14 protein-coding genes, 2 tRNA genes and 3 rRNA genes are annotated in these 18,890 nt (G+C 41.4%); 10 read left to right on the forward strand and 9 right to left on the reverse strand.

What is annotated here, in order from left to right:
- The first annotated feature begins 14 nt into the window (after window positions 1-14).
- The 4 genes from CBM24_RS26615 (at window position 15) to CBM24_RS26630 (ending at window position 4,193) form a co-directional block, all read left to right on the forward strand.
- A complete protein-coding gene (locus CBM24_RS26615; RefSeq protein ID WP_088163342.1) occupies window positions 15-1,427 on the forward strand; it encodes a tetratricopeptide repeat protein in 1,413 nt (470 codons plus the stop codon).
- Window positions 1,428-1,525: 98 nt separating this feature from the next.
- Window positions 1,526-2,272 carry a shikimate dehydrogenase family protein gene (locus CBM24_RS26620; protein WP_088163343.1) on the forward strand — a complete coding sequence of 249 codons (747 nt, stop codon included), beginning with the start codon at window positions 1,526-1,528 and terminating at the stop codon, window positions 2,270-2,272.
- Window positions 2,273-2,316: 44 nt separating this feature from the next.
- Window positions 2,317-2,958, forward strand: a complete 642-nt coding sequence (locus CBM24_RS26625; RefSeq protein WP_088163344.1) for an MBL fold metallo-hydrolase — start codon at window positions 2,317-2,319, stop codon at window positions 2,956-2,958.
- A gap of 5 nt (window positions 2,959-2,963) precedes the next feature.
- The gene (locus CBM24_RS26630) at window positions 2,964-4,193 is read left to right on the forward strand and encodes an FtsX-like permease family protein (protein ID WP_088163345.1); all 1,230 of its coding nucleotides are present in this window, start codon (window positions 2,964-2,966) and stop codon (window positions 4,191-4,193) included.
- Here CBM24_RS26630 and CBM24_RS26635 read toward each other — a convergent pair.
- On the reverse strand, window positions 4,190-4,837 hold the full coding sequence (locus CBM24_RS26635) for a hypothetical protein (protein ID WP_088163346.1): 648 nt from the start codon (window positions 4,835-4,837) through the stop codon (window positions 4,190-4,192). The two genes, CBM24_RS26630 and CBM24_RS26635, sit on opposite strands and share 4 nt — an antisense overlap.
- Window positions 4,838-4,895: 58 nt before the next feature.
- Window positions 4,896-5,171 carry a NifU family protein gene (locus CBM24_RS26640; RefSeq protein WP_075990344.1) on the reverse strand — a complete coding sequence of 92 codons (276 nt, stop codon included), beginning with the start codon at window positions 5,169-5,171 and terminating at the stop codon, window positions 4,896-4,898.
- Between the two features lie 242 nt (window positions 5,172-5,413).
- Here CBM24_RS26640 and CBM24_RS26645 point away from each other — a divergent pair, with 242 nt between their 5' ends.
- The 3 genes from CBM24_RS26645 to coaBC are packed head-to-tail and all read left to right on the forward strand — an operon-like array spanning window position 5,414 to window position 7,863.
- Window positions 5,414-6,343 (forward strand): outer membrane protein assembly factor BamD, encoded by a 930-nt coding sequence (locus CBM24_RS26645; protein WP_075990345.1) that lies wholly within the window; start codon window positions 5,414-5,416, stop codon window positions 6,341-6,343.
- Entirely contained in the window at window positions 6,327-6,656 is a 330-nt protein-coding gene (locus tag CBM24_RS26650) for a DNA-directed RNA polymerase subunit omega (protein WP_075990346.1), read from the forward strand. The genes CBM24_RS26645 and CBM24_RS26650 overlap by 17 nt, the downstream gene beginning before the upstream one ends.
- A gap of 10 nt (window positions 6,657-6,666) precedes the next feature.
- Window positions 6,667-7,863: a bifunctional phosphopantothenoylcysteine decarboxylase/phosphopantothenate--cysteine ligase CoaBC gene (coaBC, locus tag CBM24_RS26655; protein ID WP_088163347.1), complete on the forward strand. Its 1,197-nt coding sequence runs from the start codon at window positions 6,667-6,669 to the stop codon at window positions 7,861-7,863.
- A 46-nt stretch (window positions 7,864-7,909) separates the two neighbouring features.
- Here coaBC and CBM24_RS26660 read toward each other — a convergent pair whose 3' ends face one another.
- Window positions 7,910-9,277, reverse strand: coding sequence for a methyltransferase RsmF C-terminal domain-like protein (locus CBM24_RS26660; RefSeq protein WP_088163348.1), 1,368 nt, complete (start codon window positions 9,275-9,277; stop codon window positions 7,910-7,912).
- Between the two features lie 88 nt (window positions 9,278-9,365).
- Between CBM24_RS26660 and CBM24_RS26665 the strand changes: the two genes are divergently transcribed.
- Window positions 9,366-9,752, forward strand: coding sequence for an SRPBCC family protein (locus CBM24_RS26665; RefSeq protein WP_088163349.1), 387 nt, complete (start codon window positions 9,366-9,368; stop codon window positions 9,750-9,752).
- Between the two features lie 69 nt (window positions 9,753-9,821).
- On the opposite strand, the gene CBM24_RS26670 is transcribed toward CBM24_RS26665, so the two are convergent.
- The 6 genes from CBM24_RS26670 to CBM24_RS26695 form a co-directional block, all read right to left on the reverse strand.
- Entirely contained in the window at window positions 9,822-10,541 is a 720-nt protein-coding gene (locus CBM24_RS26670; protein WP_088163350.1) for a hypothetical protein, read from the reverse strand.
- Window positions 10,542-11,106: 565 nt separating this feature from the next.
- Window positions 11,107-11,218 (reverse strand): 5S ribosomal RNA (gene rrf, locus CBM24_RS26675).
- Between the two features lie 124 nt (window positions 11,219-11,342).
- Window positions 11,343-14,224: ribosomal RNA gene (locus tag CBM24_RS26680) — 23S ribosomal RNA — on the reverse strand.
- A gap of 227 nt (window positions 14,225-14,451) precedes the next feature.
- Window positions 14,452-14,525: transfer RNA gene (locus CBM24_RS26685), tRNA-Ala, on the reverse strand.
- A gap of 11 nt (window positions 14,526-14,536) precedes the next feature.
- Window positions 14,537-14,610 (reverse strand) — tRNA-Ile (locus CBM24_RS26690).
- Window positions 14,611-14,731: 121 nt separating this feature from the next.
- Window positions 14,732-16,261: ribosomal RNA gene (locus CBM24_RS26695) — 16S ribosomal RNA — on the reverse strand.
- Together the 16S, 23S and 5S rRNA genes with 2 tRNA genes alongside form the textbook arrangement of a ribosomal RNA operon.
- 506 nt (window positions 16,262-16,767) lie before the next feature.
- Between CBM24_RS26695 and CBM24_RS26700 the strand changes: the two genes are divergently transcribed.
- Window positions 16,768-17,010, forward strand: a complete 243-nt coding sequence (locus CBM24_RS26700; RefSeq protein WP_088163351.1) for a hypothetical protein — start codon at window positions 16,768-16,770, stop codon at window positions 17,008-17,010.
- Between the two features lie 596 nt (window positions 17,011-17,606).
- Window positions 17,607-18,791, forward strand: a complete 1,185-nt coding sequence (locus CBM24_RS26705) for a Pycsar system effector family protein (protein ID WP_232475642.1) — start codon at window positions 17,607-17,609, stop codon at window positions 18,789-18,791.
- The last annotated feature ends 99 nt before the right edge of the window (window positions 18,792-18,890 follow it).

Below are 18,890 nucleotides of genomic sequence, written 5' to 3' on the forward strand. Positions count from 1 at the left end.
TTAAACTTTTGAGAATGGAAGAGGATTTTGAATTTGAAAACCCCGAAGAAAGAAAAATCTCGGTGGACAGATATGAGGAAATGCTTCGAAACGAGGATCAGTATTTTTTTGACTCCAAAGCTTTTGAAGGAATTATTGATTACTACGCTGAAAAAAATGACCCTGTTAAGGCCTTACAGGTTACCGAATTTGCGATCAGCCAACACCCTTTTGATATTACCTTTTTATTGAAACAGGCACAGCTGTTTTCAACGATTCAACAATATCAGAATGCGCTGGCAGCGTTGGATAAAGCGGAATTATTGGAAGCTTCAGAGGGAGACATTTTCTTGATCCGTGGCGGCATATTAGGCAGTATCGGCCAGTTTGATAATGCTTTGGAACAGCTCTTCAAAGCACTTCCGCTCTTAGATAATAAAGATGAGGTCTATTTCCATATTGCGATGATCTTTCAAGCGCAAATGAATTATGACAAGGCTATAATTTATCTAAAGAAAGCCCTTGAGCTCAACATGGATTACCAAGAAGCACTCTATGAATTGGCCTACTGTTATGATGTATTGGATAGACAAGAGGAAAGTATCTCCTTTTATAAAAAATACATTGATTCAGATCCATACTCCTACTATGCTTGGTACAATTTGGGAAATTCTTTCCATAAAATCAGTCGGTTTGAGGAAGCTTTAGACGCATACGACTATGCTATATTAATTAAGGAAGACTTTTCTTCCGCTTATTTCAACAAGGGTAATGCTCTAGTCAATCTAGATCGCTATCAAGAAGCATTGGATGTTTACAAACAAACATTTGAATATGAACAACCAAGTGCTGATACCTATTGTGCAATAGGTGAATGTTATGAAAAACTTGAGCAGATGGAAGAAGCTCGCAATTATTATAAAAAGGCGGTCAAATTAGATGCGGAGCTTGCTGATGCCTGGTTCGGTATTGGGGTTACCTTAGATTTCGAAGAACGCTATTTTGAATCGCTGCATTTTTATAAAAAAGCATTGGAACTGGAGGACACAAACCCCGATTACTGGTTTGCGATTGCCGACGCCCGATACAAACTACAACAAATAGATCTTGCAGAAGAAGCCTATAAAAAGGTAGTTGCTTTAAACCCAACAGACATCGATGCGTGGCTCGATTACTCCTCAATTCTATTTGAACAAAGTAAAATTGAAGAAGCTATTAATGTAATATCCGATGCCATCACACAAAATCCAAATGCAGCAGAGCTGTACTATCGTGTGGTTGCTTATCTTTTTGCCAATGGACAATACAATGAAGCGCTCAACTTTTTAGAGCTTGGCTTAGCGACTGATCCCGATAAGCATCATATTCTTTTTGATTACCTCCCGCAGCTACAAGGGAATCAGATCATTACTGAAATTGTAAAAAAATATACAAAGCCGAAAGATTAACATACAATAGGCGCCACATCCGGTCGTTGCCACGCAATGACCGGATAATAAAATTGAAGATATATTCCTATCCCCACAACGTACTTTTCGCAATTAAAATGAAAAAATTAGGCTTAATAGGATACCCATTGGGGCATTCTTTTTCAAAAAAATATTATTTAGAAAAATTTAATCAAGAACATATTACCGATGTGGATTACGATTTATATCCACTTGCTCAAATAGCCGATTTTACAACGATTGCTTCCAATAAAGATTTCTATGGTGTTAATGTGACCATTCCCTATAAGATAGAGGTTATGGATTACTTGGACGAGCTCTCAGAAGAAGCTCGTGCAATACAAGCTGTAAACTGCATTCGAATCAGCCACTCATCAGATGGCACAACACATCTAAAAGGCTACAATACTGATGCCTACGGTTTTGAGGAATCGCTTAGGCCGCTACTGAATCCCCTGGCCGATAAGAAAGCTTTGATTTTAGGTAATGGAGGTGCTGCAAAGGCTGTCATTTATGCCCTGAATCAACTTGGAATAATGCATACTTTAGTAAGCAGAACCAAACAGGCAGACCAGCTCACTTATAATGACCTTAATGCTGCGATCCTAGTTGACCATACAGTGATTATAAACTGTTCACCGGTTGGTACATTCCCCAATACGGCAGAATATCCGAAAATTCCTTACGAATTCTTAACTGAGAACCACCTCTGTTATGATCTCATTTACAATCCAGAGGAAACAGCATTTCTTCGAAAAAGCAAAGAAAAAGGCGCCAGAACGAAAAACGGATATGAAATGCTGGTTCTACAAGCAGAAAAAAACTGGGAAATCTGGAATAGTTGAGCTTTCAATAGTAAGAAATCAATAAAAACTGTAATTTTACCATTATGCTTACGATAAAGACATTCACTTTCAATCCATATCAGGAAAATACTTACCTACTCTATAACGAGTCAGGAAATGCCATTATTATTGATCCAGGGATGTATGGCGAGCAAGATCAGCAAGAACTATTAGCTTTCATCGCAAACAATAATCTCAAGCCGACACTCCTATTAAATACACATTGCCATATTGACCATGTTTTGGGGAATAGTTTTGTCCATGAGAAATTTGGCTTGCTCCCACAATTCCACGAAGGTGAAGTACCAATTTTAGTAGCGGTTCAGAATTACGCTCCTCAAATGGGCATCCGATATGACATCTCACCAATTGGAGAAACATTTCTAAATGAGAATGATACCATTTATTTGGATAATGATGAGCTAAAGGTCATTCTTGCACCTGGACATTCCCCTGCACATATCTGCTTTTATTCAGCTAATCAAAAATTCTTGATCGGAGGAGATGTCCTATTTCGCAATAGCGTTGGCCGTACTGATCTTCCTGGGGGAAATCATCAGCAGCTTTTGGATAGCATAAAAACAAAACTTTATACCTTGCCCGACGACACGATCGTCTATCCTGGGCATGGGCCATCGACAACGATTGGCTTTGAAAAAAATTCTAATCCATTTATCCGAGGATAAAAGTCATGAATCTGCCATTTCTATTTGCAAAAAGATATCTGTTTTCTAAGAAATCAGTTAACGCCATTAATATCATCTCTTCTATTAGTGTAATTGGCGTAATGGTAAGTAGTGCTGCTTTAATCATTTTGCTATCTTCATTCAATGGAATGGAACAGCTGATACTATCTATGTACAGTAAGTTTGCTCCTGAACTGAAGATTGAACCCAAGAAAGGAAAACTCTTTGACAGTAAACAGGCTGTCTTCAGTGAATTACGAAAAGATTCCAATGTGGTTCATTACACGGAGGTTCTACAAGAGAAAGTATTACTGCAATATTCAAATAGACAATTTATTGCAAATATAAAAGGCGTCGAACCTCAATCGCTAAGTAAAAAGGCCGGAGACAGTATCCTCGTAGATGGTCAGTACGAACTTACTCATGATTCTACTAACCTCGCAATTATAGGGGCAAGCGTACAGGCAAATCTGGCAATTCCTATGCAGAACTCTGTGGAACAAATTCAAGTGTATTCTCCGAGAAAGGGAGTAAAGAATTCTTCCAATCCTGCAGAAGAATTCAACATACGATCCATAGCTCCGGGAGGAGTATTGCGCTATCAACAAGATTTTGACAATTTGATTATTACACCAATTTCATTTGCTAAAGAGGTTCTCGGAGAATATGAGCGCGTTTCATCGATCGAGTTTTACCTAAAAGATGGTGTGGATGTTAATTCATTTGAGCAAGCAGTACAAAAGAAAATAGGACCGGATTACATTGTAAAGAATAGGGAAAAACAAAACCCTACCTTATATAAAAATGTACGTGTTGAACGTTGGGTTGTCTTCTTTATACTGACCTTGATCAGTGTGATTGCAATCTTTAATATTGTAGGTTCCTTAACCATGCTTGTACTAGACAAACAAAAGGATATGACGATACTGAAAGGTCTCGGTGGGTCGAATGATCTAATTCAACGTATCTTCTTTTATGAAGGCCTTATGATCGCCATTATTGGCTGTGTATTGGGCCTATTGATTGGCGGCATATTCAACTATATCCAGTCAGCCTATGGAATCATTCGCGTAGAAGATGGAGCAAATACAATTATTGACAGCTATCCTATGGTAAGTAAGTGGAGTGACTACATTTTGGTGTTCATAACCGTGACTAGCATCTCTGGTCTGGTTTCCTATTTCTCAGCAAAGCTAAGTGTCAGAGAATTAAATAAATTAAAGGCAACTGATTAATAACTTGAGCTTTTTCGGCTCTGGCTACCTTTTGTAATCTGTTGAATTAAACTGCCCCATGCAAAAGGATTTAACAATGGATTAGCATAACGTTGGTTGATGACTTTATTATTCATCGTATTAAAGCTTTGCGCATTGTTAATTGAACGCATTTCATTTCCGTCACGTGGTATTACAGCTGCCATTGCCGCTAATGACTCATAAGACAACGACCTCCTAACTCTCACGATGTTATCTTCAGAAACGTCTAGATTCATAAATGCAATGTTAAACTCTTCGATACTTGCCCATGGATAAGGTGTTACCATCGGGAGTTCCGTAACCAGATTCTGCATAACGATATTTGCGGTATACTTATCTCCAGGAACATCAGGAATAGTGACAACTAAAGGATCAAAACCAACGGAAGTAAAACGAATGGTATCTCCTACATGTGCTACAAAAGAGAAATAGCCCTCGTTATTTGCCGCAAATGCTTCATTCCTGAAAGATAAATTAGTGACGGTCGCATAACCTACAGGAAGTTCAGACCCAACTGTTGTTACGACACCGGAGTACTGAACAATCTTCCTTTCCTGAGCATGTAAAGCAGAGGAACAAAAAGATAAGAATACAGCAAATAATATAGAAACCAGCAACTTCATGGAACAAATTTAAACAAAAGTAGCCGAACTAGCCGTTAAATTGTGTTAAGTAGAAAAACTAATTAACAGGGGGTAAAGTTGCTTCTGGGGAATCGGGATCTGTTAAATTAATAGCCTCCACTGCTGTAATTTCAGGAACAGCTTTCTTAATTGCCTGTTCTAAACCAGCTTTAAAGGTCATAATGCTCATTGAACATGAAGCACATGCTCCCAATAATTTTAAACGCACGACATTATCCGCTGTAATCTCTTCAACACTCACATTTCCGCCATCAGTCTCCAAATATGGTCTCAAGGTATCTAATGCTTGCTCAACTTTTTCTTTTAAAGTCATACTCTTAATGCTATTCAATGATTGTAATATGTAAAGATAATCAAATATTTTAAAATGTGTATTTTTAGGCCTCGCTACCAATGGAAAAACAACAAGTATATGACAATATATCTTCTTCATAGCTCTAATCGAGTTAAAGAATGTTAATAAGAAATGTTGTTTTTGCGATCAAATAATTATTAAACTATATTGCGCAGTAAAATTTAATTGATTAGTATAACAAATTCACTTATCTTTGTAAAATGTTTTTAAATAGGCGTATAGCGGCTATCTGTGCCGGCATGATGTTTCTATTGGTATTTACTGGTTGTAAAAGTAAATTTGAGAAATTGCGCGCAAGCAATAACATCGCTCAAAAGTACGAAGAGGCCGTAAAACTTTATGAGAAAAAGAAATATACAAAGGCGTTAGTTTTGTTTGATGACTTGCGGACCAAATTCCGTGGACAAGCTGAAGCAGAAAATATTTACTATTATTTGGCATTTGCCAATTACCGGCTGAAAGATTATACATCGGCGGCATTTCACTTTAAGGATTTTGCAGATGTTTATCCAAATAGTGCAAGAGCAGAAGAATGTAGATTTATGCATGCCTATTGCTATTACTTGGATTCTCCGAGATCAACGTTGGATCAAGCGAATACAAAAAAAGCAATTGATGCATTACAGCTCTTTGTCAATCTCTATCCCGAATCAGAACGGTCCAAAGAAGCCGCAGATCTTATTCAGAAATTAAGAGATAAGCTTGAGCTTAAAGCATTTGCCAATGCAAGACTGTACTATGACATGGGGCTGACGGATGATTACAGGGCAGCTGTCATCGCATTACAGAATGTATTAAAAGAATACCCTGATACAAAATACGCGGAAGAGATTGAGTTTCTAACATTAAAAGCACAATACATCTATGCGTCCAAAAGTTTCTTCCTGAAACAAGAAAGTAGATTTGATGATGCCTTGGACTATTATCGTAGCTTCGCAAGTAATTTTCCGAATAGCAAACATATGAAAGAGGCAGAATCCCTTCGTGAAAATTCTGAAAAAGGGATTAAAACCGCCCTCTCTCAAGTGAAGGATTATAATAAAGCCGTTGCAGAGCAGGAAGTATATATCAAAGAACAAAAGGCGAAAAAAGAAAAAGAAAATACCCAAAAAGATGAGTCAAAAAAATAACAATTCAATTCCAAACTCTACAGTTACACGTGACTTGAGACAATTGGACAAAGGCACAGACAATCTCTATGAATCTATTGTAGTTATTTCTAAACGCGCGAACCAAATTGCAGTAGACATTAAAGAAGAATTGAACGGAAAACTTGCGGAATTTGCAAGTAACAACGATAACTTGGAAGAGGTATTCGAAAACCGTGAGCAAATTGAGATTTCAAAACATTACGAGCGTATGCCAAAGCCTACTTTGGTTGCTATTGATGAATTTTTACACGATAAAGTGTACTACAGAAATCCTTCAAAAGAGCAGGACTAATCCTTAAACAATGGCTTTAGCTGGGAAAAATATTGTAATTGCTGTATGCGGCAGTATTGCCGCATACAAGATTGCATCCCTCATCCGCCTTTTAGTAAAAGCAGATGCCCGAGTTAACGTAGTCATGTCAAAAGAAGCGACAGCCTTTATTACTCCGCTTACGCTTTCCACTCTTTCCAAAAATCCTGTTTTAATTGATTATTATCAGCCGAATACCGGGGAATGGAATAATCATGTCGAAATTGCCTTAAATGCGGATTACATTTTAGTCGCTCCCGCAACGGCAAATACACTGGCCAAAATGGCCAATGGATTTTGTGACAACCTCCTAACTGCCGTGTATCTATCCGCGAAATGTCCGGTGCTATTCGCTCCAGCAATGGATTTAGATATGTGGAAACACCCGTCCACACAATCCAATATCAATAAGCTTGGTTCTTATGGCAATATCCTAATTCCTCCAGGAAAAGGGGAATTGGCTAGTGGCCTAGTGGGGGAGGGACGTTTGGCGGAACCAGAAGAAATACTGGATTTCTTAGTTAAATTTTCGGAGACAGGACTACCCTTAGCAGGAAAGAAAGCGTTAGTATCTGCAGGTCCTACTTATGAAGCTATAGACCCAGTCCGATTCATTGGCAATCATTCAAGTGGAAAAATGGGCTATGCTATCGCCACACAACTTGAAGAACTTGGCGCAGACGTAACGCTAGTATCAGGCCCCAGCGCCCTTAAACTACCCAAAGGCGTCGATACCATTTCAGTAACCTCGGCAGCTGAGATGTTACATGCCTGTGAAGAACATTTTGAAGCCGCAGATATTGTTGTGATGAGTGCTGCTGTGGCAGACTACACACCAGTTGAAGTTGCTAGCCAAAAAATAAAAAAGAAAGAAAACGAATTATCCATTGAGCTGAAAAAAACGGTAGATATTCTGGCAACTTTAGGGGCTAAAAAGAAAGAAAACCAATTACTCGTTGGGTTTGCATTGGAAACCAATAATGAGCTCGAAAATGCGAAAGACAAATTGATTCGAAAAAACCTGGATTTTATCGTGCTCAATTCCATGCAGGATAAAGGAGCCGGCTTCGCAACAGATACCAATAAAGTTACTATAATCGATCGGTCTGGAAATACCCGTGAGTTTAGCCTAAAATCAAAAGAAGAAGTTGCTAAAGATATCTGTTCAATTATCGTAAGCCTTTCCTAAGCACAACTTTTATAAACACATTCTCCGTGTTCAATGCCGCTATATTTTACAAATTTACAATCCTCAATTCCTTTGGATAATAGTTATTGATTCGGTTGGTCAATACCTTTATCCAGCCCAAAGGTTTACCTTCAAAACTTGCTATTGTCCATCCTTGAAGACTTTGGCCAATCGTATCCACAGTTATATTTTCCTTTCTAAGGTAATTACGGGCATCTTCAAGCGACAATTCTACCGATTGAAAGTCTTTGGTCAAATGATTACTCAAGGCCAGTGCATGGCTTGGTATTAGCTCCTTTCTATTAAGCTTGCCGACATTGGTTCCCGCATTCTTAAGATAGAGCACATTTTGTAGATACTTTAGATCATCCTCATACATTTTTGGGAAAACATATACATCCTCATGATGAAGGAAAGTATGAAAACTAGTACTATCCGAAATCCAGCTATCTAAAATTCCTTTGGGTACATCTGATTTCTCCGGTTTAATTCGCTTTCTATTGAATGTTTCTTGTTCACCAACCTTCTTAAGGACAGCAATAAAAAAGCCCTCTCCACCTAATTTATGCGGGTAAAATCGATAACCGTGTGCACGATGCTTATTAGAATTTGTATGATCAATTCCCCAATGCTCTTCAATAGCTATTTCAACAGATACAAAATCGCCGCTACCCAATAGCCAATCGACAATATCTTCATTCTCTTCTGGTGAATAAGAACAGGTTGAATAAAACAAATATCCGCCCTTATTTAAAGCACTCAAGCTTTCAACCAAAATCCGTTGTTGTCTTTCGCTACAAAGCTTAACATTAGCTTCGGACCATTCATCGATGGCATCGGCATCTTTTCTAAACATTCCAGATCCAGAACATGGCGCATCAACAACCATCAAATCGAAGTATCCAGGAAGACGATTAAACGCTGCAGGATCATTATTTGTAGTTACTGTGTTTGCATTTCCCCATTTCATTAAGTTATCTTGCAGGATTGTAACCCTAGTTTTAATAATTTCATTTGCAACCAAGAGTGATTCCGGATGTAAACTACTGTTTAATAAGGTAGACTTTCCTCCGGGGGCGGCACATAGATCCAACGCCCGAATACTCCCCTCATGTAACTTCAAACTTCGAATGATATGATCAATGAACATGGACGAAGCATCTTGTGGATAATATGCTCCAGCATGAAATAATGGATCTAATGTAAACACTGGACGATCCTGAAGATAATAAGCCACATTACACCAGGGAACTTGCCCTGCATTAGGAAACGGACAATCTTCTAATTTATTAGGGTTTAGGCGTATTGCTGTCGCCCGAATACCTTCCTCATGTATCTTAATAAATGCATCAGTATCAAATAACGGATTCACTCCTAACTTTTTCACTAAAGAATTTGGCAGAAAATTACTCATATTGTCCCAATAGTTTGCGATAAAATTAAGATAAATAAAAATGAAGTCAAAATAAGTGGTAAATTACAAGAAAGAGTAACTTTGTACCATGAAAGAATTCAAGAAATATGCTATTATTCCTGCAACTCCAGAGGAGCTGTATCTTGCATTAACGACCGAAATTACCGCTCGTCTTTGGACAGGGGACCTTGTGTCTATAGACCCTACTGTCAATGGGGAATTCTCTTTGTGGGATGGTGCTATAACTGGCCGATTCTTGGAACTGGAACCTTCGACAAAAATTGTACAAGAATGGTATTTCGGTGAAACAGACAGCCCTTCTATCGTTACATTAAAGCTGCATGAACATAAAAAAGGAACATCCTTGGAGATTAGGCAGACAAATATACCGGATGAAGACTTTGAAAATATCTCGGATGGATGGGAAGATCCTTATATCTCCTCGTTGATCGACTTTTATACAGAAGAAGATTAAAGTCTATTATCTCAGAATTCCTTTTTGATGATATATTAGCTTATTGGCGTCATTTATGACGCCAATAAGCTAATATATTATACGTTCCGAAACGATGCTGGCCCCATTTTCTTTAGATAACCTAGCTTCATTATACTTTTTTATATAATTTAAAAACAACTCGTAACTATATTTTCTTTCAAGCTGAAATTGCTTTAATATGGTTGGTTCATCTTCTATTAATGCTGATAGCGCTTTAGCCCTTTGTTTTACATCATTCCCCAAAATATCTTTTACAACATCATTCAATTCAATTATCTCCCCAGAAGAACGCTTAAGAGCACACCAATATTTCGTTGTCGTGAAACCGAGAATAGGTCCAGAGGTTCCACCTCCCACCGCCAAGCTAGAGCTTTTAAAATAATAGACCATTATTTCACCATCCAGAATTAATTCAGCAAATCTTAATTCCTCTGATTTTTCTTTATTAATCCGAAAAATCTGAGGTTTTGTATTTTTAACCTTTTCTAGCCCTGTTTCGATATGAGAAGGTGCGAAAATTTTGCTTTTACTATTTTGATAAACACGAAAAACTTGGTCTGGAAAAAAATCCATCTGCGTATCTCCATCACGCCATGACAATTTACTATCCGTAACTGAAGAAATTTTCCCATATAAGCTATCTCCATTCATGAAAACAATATAATCTGTATTATTAGATTTCTTTTGAGCACAAAGTGTTTCGGAAAATATAAGTAGAGCAATAACTGCCATCATTTGGCCCAACATTAATAATTTAGCCTTTTTCATTATATAAGTTAATATCCACAAATATACAATTCATTCCAATAATTCACTTTACCACCTGCAAAACATTAAAAAAATTAAACATTTAACTTAAATATCTATAGGTAGCGTATTATAATTGTCTCATTGCTCATGTTTTGAACATCCCGAGGCATATGGAATATTAAGTAAAAAATTATAAATATTTAAGTTAAAATTCCATATAAATGTTCTAAACTTGGACTTCTCTATTACTAGTTTTATGACCTCATTCCTGCTCGGCAAAACGAACGTTATCGGTTTGCGAATTTGATAACGTCAACAATACTCTCACTAAGAAGATCATACGTATGCATTTTGTTTATATAAAGCCATACCAGTAATTCTACATTAAGTAAGTAGAATGAGTTACAATAGGCTTAATTCGCTTGTTCAAGTTTTAGCACTAGAAAATTATCATACAGTAAACTCAAGCTTAGTGCTGCGATAACCGAAAGGCGGAGGATATGCAATAGCCTGTACATGGAAATACGGAAGTACTTAAACGAAAGAAGCCCTTGACTGTTTCCAGCAAGGGCTTCCGTGTAAAAAAAGGCACCGACCTACTCTCCCACCTGTTACGGCAATACCATCGGCTCTGGCGGGCTTGACTGCTCTGTTCGGAATGGGAAGAGGTAGACACCGCCGATATAGGCACCTAAAAATCTTTATTGACATTGTGATCTTATATGATCATCTTCATGCCAACTGACATAGCTATTGAAAGAGTTACGTTTCCTGTTTGTTTCTTAAAAATTAAAGAGGAAGACAACAGTGTCTGTCTGCTTGAGAAAGCTTCGGGCTATTAGTACCACTTGGCTTTGGTCTCTCAACCTTTACACCTATGGCCTATCAACGTAGTCATCTTCTACGACCCTATAAGGAAGTCTCATCTCGTGGCTAGTTTCGCACTTAGATGCTTTCAGCGCTTATCTATTCCAGACGTAGCTACCCTGCCGTACACCTGGCGGCATAACAGGTTCACCAGAGGTCTGTCCAACCCGGTCCTCTCGTACTAAGGTCAGATCCACTCAAACTTCCAACGCCCACAACAGATAGGGACCGAACTGTCTCGCGACGTTCTGAACCCAGCTCGCGTGCCACTTTAATGGGCGAACAGCCCAACCCTTGGGACCTTCTCCAGCCCCAGGATGTGACGAGCCGACATCGAGGTGCCAAACCTCCCCGTCGATATGAGCTCTTGGGGGAGATCAGCCTGTTATCCCCAGCGTACCTTTTATCCTTTGAGCGATGGCCCTTCCATACAGAACCACCGGATCACTATGTCCGTCTTTCGACCCTGTTCGACTTGTCGGTCTCACAGTCAAGCAAGCTTATGCCATTGCACTCCACGTACGGTTACCAAGCGTACTGAGCTTACCTTTGAAAGCCTCCGTTACCTTTTTGGAGGCGACCACCCCAGTCAAACTACCCACCAAACAATGTCCTCGGCATTGCCGAGTTAGAAACCGAATACAGAAAGGGCGGTATTTCAAGGTTGATTCCATGACTCCTGGCGAAGCCACTTCAACATCTCCCGCCTATCCTACACATCCTGTACCCAATCTCAATGTTAAGCTATAGTGAAGGTGCATGGGGTCTTTCCGTCCCGTTGCGGGTAATCGGCGTCTTCACCGATACCACAATTTCACCGAGCTCATGGCTGAGACAGCGCCCAGATCGTTACACCATTCGTGCAGGTCGGAACTTACCCGACAAGGAATTTCGCTACCTTAGGACCGTTATAGTTACGGCCGCCGTTTACTGGGGCTTCGATTCAATGCTTCTCTTGCGATGACATCCCCTCTTAACCTTCCAGCACCGGGCAGGTGTCAGGCCTTATACTTCATCTTGCGATTTTGCAAAGCCATATGTTTTTGTTAAACAGTCGCCTGGGCCTTTTCACTGCGGCTGCTCTTACGAGACAGCGCCCCTTCTCCCGAAGTTACAGGGCCATTTTGCCGAGTTCCTTAGCCATGACTCACTCGAGCACCTTAGGATTCTCTCCTCGACCACCTGTGTCGGTTTGCGGTACGGGTCTTCATAACCTGAAGCTTAGCGGGTTTTCTTGGAAGTCTGTTTACCTGCTCTATCAGCGCCACCGGAGCTTTGCTGTACTATTGGGTTTCAGCAGGGTCGGCGGATTTGCCTACCGTCCCTATACCTACGCCTTTCAACGAACTATTCCGTCAGTTCGCGGCAGTGTCACTACTCCGTCACCACATCGCAGTTATGAAGAGTACTGGAATATTAACCAGTTGTCCATCGGCTTGCCCCCTTCGGGTGCGCCTTAGGTCCCGACTGACCCTGATCCGATTAACGTTGATCAGGAAACCTTGGTCTTTCGGTGGGCGGGTTTCTCACCCGCCTTATCGTTACTTATGCCTACATTTGCTTTTCCATAACCTCCACAGTTCATTGCCAAACTGCTTCCCCGGCGATGGAATGCTCCCCTACCAGATGCATATCTTTCAATGCAAATCCATAGCTTCGGTACCGTTCTTGATGCCCGTTTATTATCCACGCCCGGCCGCTCGACTAGTGAGCTGTTACGCACTCTTTAAATGAATGGCTGCTTCCAAGCCAACATCCTAGCTGTCTGGGCAACCGGACCTCGTTAGTTCAACTTAGAACGAATTTGGGGACCTTAGCTGATGGTCTGGGTTCTTTCCCTCTCGGCCTTGGACCTTAGCACCCAAAGCCTCACTGCCGGCTATATTTGATAGCATTCGGAGTTCGTCTGGATTTGGTAGGATTTGACTCCCCCGCACCCAATCGGTAGCTCTACCTCTATCAAACTCTACGCCGACGCTGTTCCTAAAAACATTTCGGGGAGTACGAGCTATTTCCCAGTTTGATTGGCCTTTCACCCCTACCCTCAGGTCATCCGGAAACTTTTCAACGTTTATCGGTTCGGTCCTCCATTACATGTTACTGCAACTTCAACCTGCCCAAGGGTAGATCACAAGGTTTCGCGTCTACCTCATCTGACTATGCGCCCTATTAAGACTCGCTTTCGCTTCGGCTGCGTCCCTGAAGGACTTAACCTTGCCAGACAAGAGTAACTCGTAGGCTCATTATGCAAAAGGCACGCTGTCACAGGACCTGCCTGCTCCAACCGCTTGTAAGCACACGGTTTCAGGTTCTTTTCACTCCCCTGTTCGGGGTTCTTTTCACCTTTCCCTCACGGTACTGGTTCACTATCGGTCTCTCAGGAGTATTTAGCCTTACCAGATGGTGCTGGTGGATTCCCACAGGATTTCTCCGGTCCCGCGGTACTCAGGATACCACTATGTCAACATTCTTTACCTGTACGGGGCTCTCACCCTTATTGCGCAGTTTCCCACCTGCTTCCAGTTCATAGCGCTGTACAATGTCGTGGTCCTACAACCCCGACCATGCCGTAACATGATCGGTTTGGGCTCTTTCCCGTTCGCTCGCCACTACTTGGGAAATCATTGTTATTTTCTTCTCCTACGCCTACTTAGATGTTTCAGTTCAGCGCGTTCGCGTTTTATACGACTATTCTTCAAATAGTCAGGTTGCCCCATTCGGAAATCTCTGGATCAAGTCGCATTTGCCAATCCCCAAAGCTTATCGCAGCTTATCACGTCCTTCTTCGCCTCTGAGAGCCTAGGCATCCCCCGTGTGCCCTTATTTACTTTCTTCACCGGCATAGCCTTTTGCTACTATGCGGCTGCTTTTGATATATATACACATATGCTAGGTTCGGGATCGTCCGGCATTCACCGAGGGTCTCTCCCTTACTTCAGACACATACACGTATTGTCTCTATACTGTTGTCTTCTCTTGTAATTTTTTTTCTCTTTCAATATGTCAAAGAACTCTTTTTCCGGTATCCTGAAGTATATCTTTATATACTTCACCGGAGATGTGGAGAATAACGGATTCGAACCGTTGACCCCCTGCGTGCAAGGCAGGTGCTCTAGCCAGCTGAGCTAATTCCCCATTCGTTTTCGTAGTCCCGAGCAGATTTGAACTGCTGACCCCTACATTATCAGTGTAGTGCTCTAACCAACTGAGCTACGGGACTAGCTTATCTTGTTCATCTCTTTCTCTCGGTCCTGCTCCCTTAGGGGCGGGCACTTTCTTCTGATGTTTTTTCTTCCTGCAATCATATGTAACGTGACGAGCACCGATCTTCGATACTCTAGAAAGGAGGTATTCCAGCCGCACCTTCCGGTACGGCTACCTTGTTACGACTTAGCCCCAATTATCGGTTTTACCCTAACACGCTCCTTTCGGTAACATGCTTTAGGTACCCCCAACTTTCATGGCTTGACGGGCGGTGTGTACAAGGCCCGGGAACGTATTCACCGCGTCATTGCTGATACGCGATTACTAGCGAATCCAACTTCATGGGGTCGAGTTGCAGACCCCAATCCGAACTGTGAATGGCTTTTAGAGATTAGCATCATATTGCTATGTAGCTGCCCGCTGTACCATCCATTGTAGCACGTGTGTAGCCCCGGACGTAAGGGCCATGATGACTTGACGTCGTCCCCACCTTCCTCTCTGTTTGCACAGGCAGTCTGTTTAGAGTCCCCACCATTACATGCTGGCAACTAAACATAGGGGTTGCGCTCGTTGCGGGACTTAACCCAACACCTCACGGCACGAGCTGACGACAGCCATGCAGCACCTAGTTTCGTGTCCCGAAGGACGAGTGCGTCTCTGCACTCTTCACTAACTTTCAAGCCCGGGTAAGGTTCCTCGCGTATCATCGAATTAAACCACATGCTCCTCCGCTTGTGCGGGCCCCCGTCAATTCCTTTGAGTTTCACCCTTGCGGGCGTACTCCCCAGGTGGATAACTTAACGCTTTCGCTGGGACGCTGGCTGTCTATCGCCAACATCGAGTTATCATCGTTTAGGGCGTGGACTACCAGGGTATCTAATCCTGTTCGATCCCCACGCTTTCGTGCATCAGCGTCAATACCAGCTTAGTGAGCTGCCTTCGCAATCGGAGTTCTAAGACATATCTATGCATTTCACCGCTACTTGTCTTATTCCGCCCACTTCAAATGGATTCAAGCCCATCAGTATCAAAGGCACTGCGATGGTTGAGCCACCGTATTTCACCCCTGACTTAATAGGCCGCCTACGCACCCTTTAAACCCAATAAATCCGGATAACGCTCGGATCCTCCGTATTACCGCGGCTGCTGGCACGGAGTTAGCCGATCCTTATTCTTCCAGTACATTCAGCTAGATACACGTATCTAGGTTTATTCCTGGACAAAAGCAGTTTACAACCCATAGGGCAGTCTTCCTGCACGCGGCATGGCTGGTTCAGGCTTCCGCCCATTGACCAATATTCCTTACTGCTGCCTCCCGTAGGAGTCTGGTCCGTGTCTCAGTACCAGTGTGGGGGATTCTCCTCTCAGAGCCCCTAGACATCGTCGCCTTGGTAAGCCGTTACCCTACCAACTAGCTAATGTCACGCGAGCCCATCTCTATCCTATAAATATTTAATAGCTAACCGATGCCGGTCAGATATGTTATGCGGTGTTAATCTCTCTTTCGAGAGGCTATCCCCCTGATAGAGGTAGGTTGCTCACGCGTTACGCACCCGTGCGCCACTCTCACCATCTTCGAGCAAGCTCTCCGACGGATCCCGTCCGACTTGCATGTATTAGGCCTGCCGCTAGCGTTCATCCTGAGCCAGGATCAAACTCTCCATTGTAAAATGAAGTTTTTGATTCCAACTATTTACATAATCAGAATTCTTTTTTTATATCTCTGATCTTGGATCGAATTGAACGAATTACTTGAATTTGTTCATGACTTTCGTTTGTCTACTCGTCACGCTTACATGATTGTGTTTTCTTAAAGAACTTTGTCGCTTCAACTTCCGTATCTGCTTTATTCCGATGGCATTGCGCCGTCTTTATCTTTTTTGTTTTTCCCTTCGTTTCCGTTGGGACTGCAAAGGTAGAAATCTTTTCTGAACTTCCAAAAACTTTTTGAAGTTTTTTTTCTTTTCCTTTTTTTCGATTTCCGCGTTTAAAATAAACTGAGCGGGATTTTAAATCCTGCCAGACTTCTCTTAAACCCTTCTTTTTTCAGGATTCCTTCTCTCGAAGTAACCGTCCCTCCCTTGCGGAGTGGTGCAAAGATAGGGAGTTTTCGGGCAGACTTCCAAGCCTTTTGTTCTTATTATTTTCATTTTATCCTTAACTGCCTGTAACGGTGCAAGATTCTTTTTGGTTTCTGACCACAGGCCTACGTCGAAGGTGGCAAAAAGGGTACTTTCCTAAGATCTGCAGCGGATTTCTGTCCCTGCTTCCCGTGCGGGCTTCCGCGCAGGACACCGGAAGGGGGTGGCTTGCGCAAGAAAGTACTAAGGTCGGACGGGAATGGCAGCGCAGCCGATGGACGGGAACGGGCGCAAAGATAGCAGCCAAAAGAATAGAAAAACATCAAGGTGCATAATCCGGTCAGGATCTTCTGCCAAAAGCCTGCGCGGCCCCTCGGGTAGAATCCGTACCGGAAAGGACGGAAAATTGTGCCGCCGGAAAGATGGCACCGCAAGGATACCGCAGCACAGCTTATAAAGGGATGAAAGCATACAGCACTCCTGATTGACCCTTTTAATAGCTATACTTTCTTACCACTTTACTTAGGGTTTACTTAGGGTTTAGTTAGGGTTTGTTTAGGTATAGCTTAGGTTATAGCTAAACAAACCCTAACTAAAGGCTAAACTAACTCTAGATAAAAACTAAACTAAAGAATAAGCAATCCAGAACTCTTCTCCGTTTAGGGAAGAACCCTGGGGGGCACTCGCATTATAAAACGATCCAAACCCAGTTGGCCTGAGCCTCATGACCTATATTGAAAGACCTTATCCGATTAACGATCTGTTTTAACAGTCAACCTTCTACTTATATAACAGGTAATTTTACAACTATTGGAATATCTCTTTTTTCAGTAAATTTGATCTAGGTTAATAAATAACAAAAAAGAAGACCTTATTTTTAAGAAATTAAAGATATTAAATACTTTTATTGCACATAAAACCATATTGGTCCATGATAGATTATGCTCAGCTTTTAAAACAGGTAGAAGAATATGCTGAAACTTATATTACAGAAAATATTTCAGTTTGCCATTGTTTTCACAATACGATACACACACGTTCTGTTGTACGTGCTGCGGAGGAGATTTCATCGCACTATAAACTAGGAGAGGAGGATCACTTTATTGTTATTAGCGCGGCCTACTTTCATGACCTTGGCTACGTAAAATCTGACAATGCTATCGGCCATGAGAAGATAAGTGTCGAAATTGCTTTCAATTTTCTCCAGGATAAAGGAATACCGGAAGCCGTACAGGAAAAAATCAAAGGTTGTATTTTGGCAACGAGAATGCCTCAGGATCCCACAAACCTACTGGAACAAATTCTCTGCGACGCGGACCTATTTCATTTTGGGAATGAGGATTTCGTTACCAGAAACAAACTGATGAAAGCCGAAGCTGAAGCAGTATTAGGGAAGGAGATCGATAAAGACGTATGGCGGGCGGGCACAATCAAACTATTAATGAGCCATCATTACCATACTGAATATGCTCAGCAAAAGCTTAATGCCAAAAAGGAGATGAATCTAAAAGAACTGGAGAAAAAACAGGAGAAATCTATCTCAAAAAATAAAGAAAGCAAAAAAGAAGACAAAAAGGAAAAGGAGAAAGGCAGTAAGCCAGAACGTGGGATAGAAACAATGTTTCGGATTACGTCCTCAAACAATCAGCGATTAAGCGACATGGCAGACAACAAGGCCAACATCTTGTTAACGGTCAATTCTATTATCCTTTCCGTCGTGATTGCTGTCTTATTCCGGAAACTAGATGCCAACGAGCACCTTATTATCCCAACAATTATCTTAACAACGGCCGTGGTAGCAACCATGGTCATGGCAATATTGTCAACAATACCCAAAATTCCCTCTGGTAAATTCTCAAAGGAGGAAATCGAACAAAAATCAGTCAATCTGCTCTTTTTTGGGAACTTTTACAAGATGAAACTCGACGACTACAACGAAGGCATGCAGAAGGTAATGGTCGATTCGGAATTTCTATATGGCATGCTTACCAAGGATGTTTATTCACAAGGTGTGGTATTAGGCCGAAAATACAAACTTCTACGATACGCATATGGAATTTTTATGTTTGGTCTTGTTATATCGGTTGTTTCCTTTGTCGTCGCAACCATATTTTAATGCAATCCTATAAATACAGCTGAATATGTCAGGATCATATTGTTCAAACTTTCTTTTTTATTTAAAAAGATGCTGCCTTTAAATCAATCATTAGCGACC

Source organism: Sphingobacterium sp. G1-14 (assembly GCF_002196555.1).
GTDB classification, from domain to species: Bacteria; Bacteroidota; Bacteroidia; order Sphingobacteriales; family Sphingobacteriaceae; genus Sphingobacterium; species Sphingobacterium siyangense.

Excerpts from the sequence above, each read along its gene's own strand:
- coaBC (WP_088163347.1), top strand. The coding sequence starts at position 6,667 with ATGGCTTTAGCTGGGAAAAATATTGTAATTGCTGTATGCGGCAGTATT.
- CBM24_RS26620 (WP_088163343.1), top strand. The coding sequence starts at position 1,526 with ATGAAAAAATTAGGCTTAATAGGATACCCATTGGGGCATTCTTTTTCA.
- CBM24_RS26665 (WP_088163349.1), top strand. The coding sequence starts at position 9,366 with ATGAAAGAATTCAAGAAATATGCTATTATTCCTGCAACTCCAGAGGAG.
- CBM24_RS26650 (WP_075990346.1), top strand. The coding sequence starts at position 6,327 with ATGAGTCAAAAAAATAACAATTCAATTCCAAACTCTACAGTTACACGT.
- CBM24_RS26670 (WP_088163350.1), bottom strand. The coding sequence starts at position 10,541 with ATGAAAAAGGCTAAATTATTAATGTTGGGCCAAATGATGGCAGTTATT.
- CBM24_RS26625 (WP_088163344.1), top strand. The coding sequence starts at position 2,317 with ATGCTTACGATAAAGACATTCACTTTCAATCCATATCAGGAAAATACT.
- CBM24_RS26640 (WP_075990344.1), bottom strand. The coding sequence starts at position 5,171 with ATGACTTTAAAAGAAAAAGTTGAGCAAGCATTAGATACCTTGAGACCA.
- CBM24_RS26630 (WP_088163345.1), top strand. The coding sequence starts at position 2,964 with ATGAATCTGCCATTTCTATTTGCAAAAAGATATCTGTTTTCTAAGAAA.
- CBM24_RS26635 (WP_088163346.1), bottom strand. The coding sequence starts at position 4,837 with ATGAAGTTGCTGGTTTCTATATTATTTGCTGTATTCTTATCTTTTTGT.
- CBM24_RS26660 (WP_088163348.1), bottom strand. The coding sequence starts at position 9,277 with ATGAGTAATTTTCTGCCAAATTCTTTAGTGAAAAAGTTAGGAGTGAAT.
- CBM24_RS26645 (WP_075990345.1), top strand. The coding sequence starts at position 5,414 with ATGTTTTTAAATAGGCGTATAGCGGCTATCTGTGCCGGCATGATGTTT.
- CBM24_RS26705 (WP_232475642.1), top strand. The coding sequence starts at position 17,607 with ATGATAGATTATGCTCAGCTTTTAAAACAGGTAGAAGAATATGCTGAA.
- CBM24_RS26615 (WP_088163342.1), top strand. The coding sequence starts at position 15 with ATGGAAGAGGATTTTGAATTTGAAAACCCCGAAGAAAGAAAAATCTCG.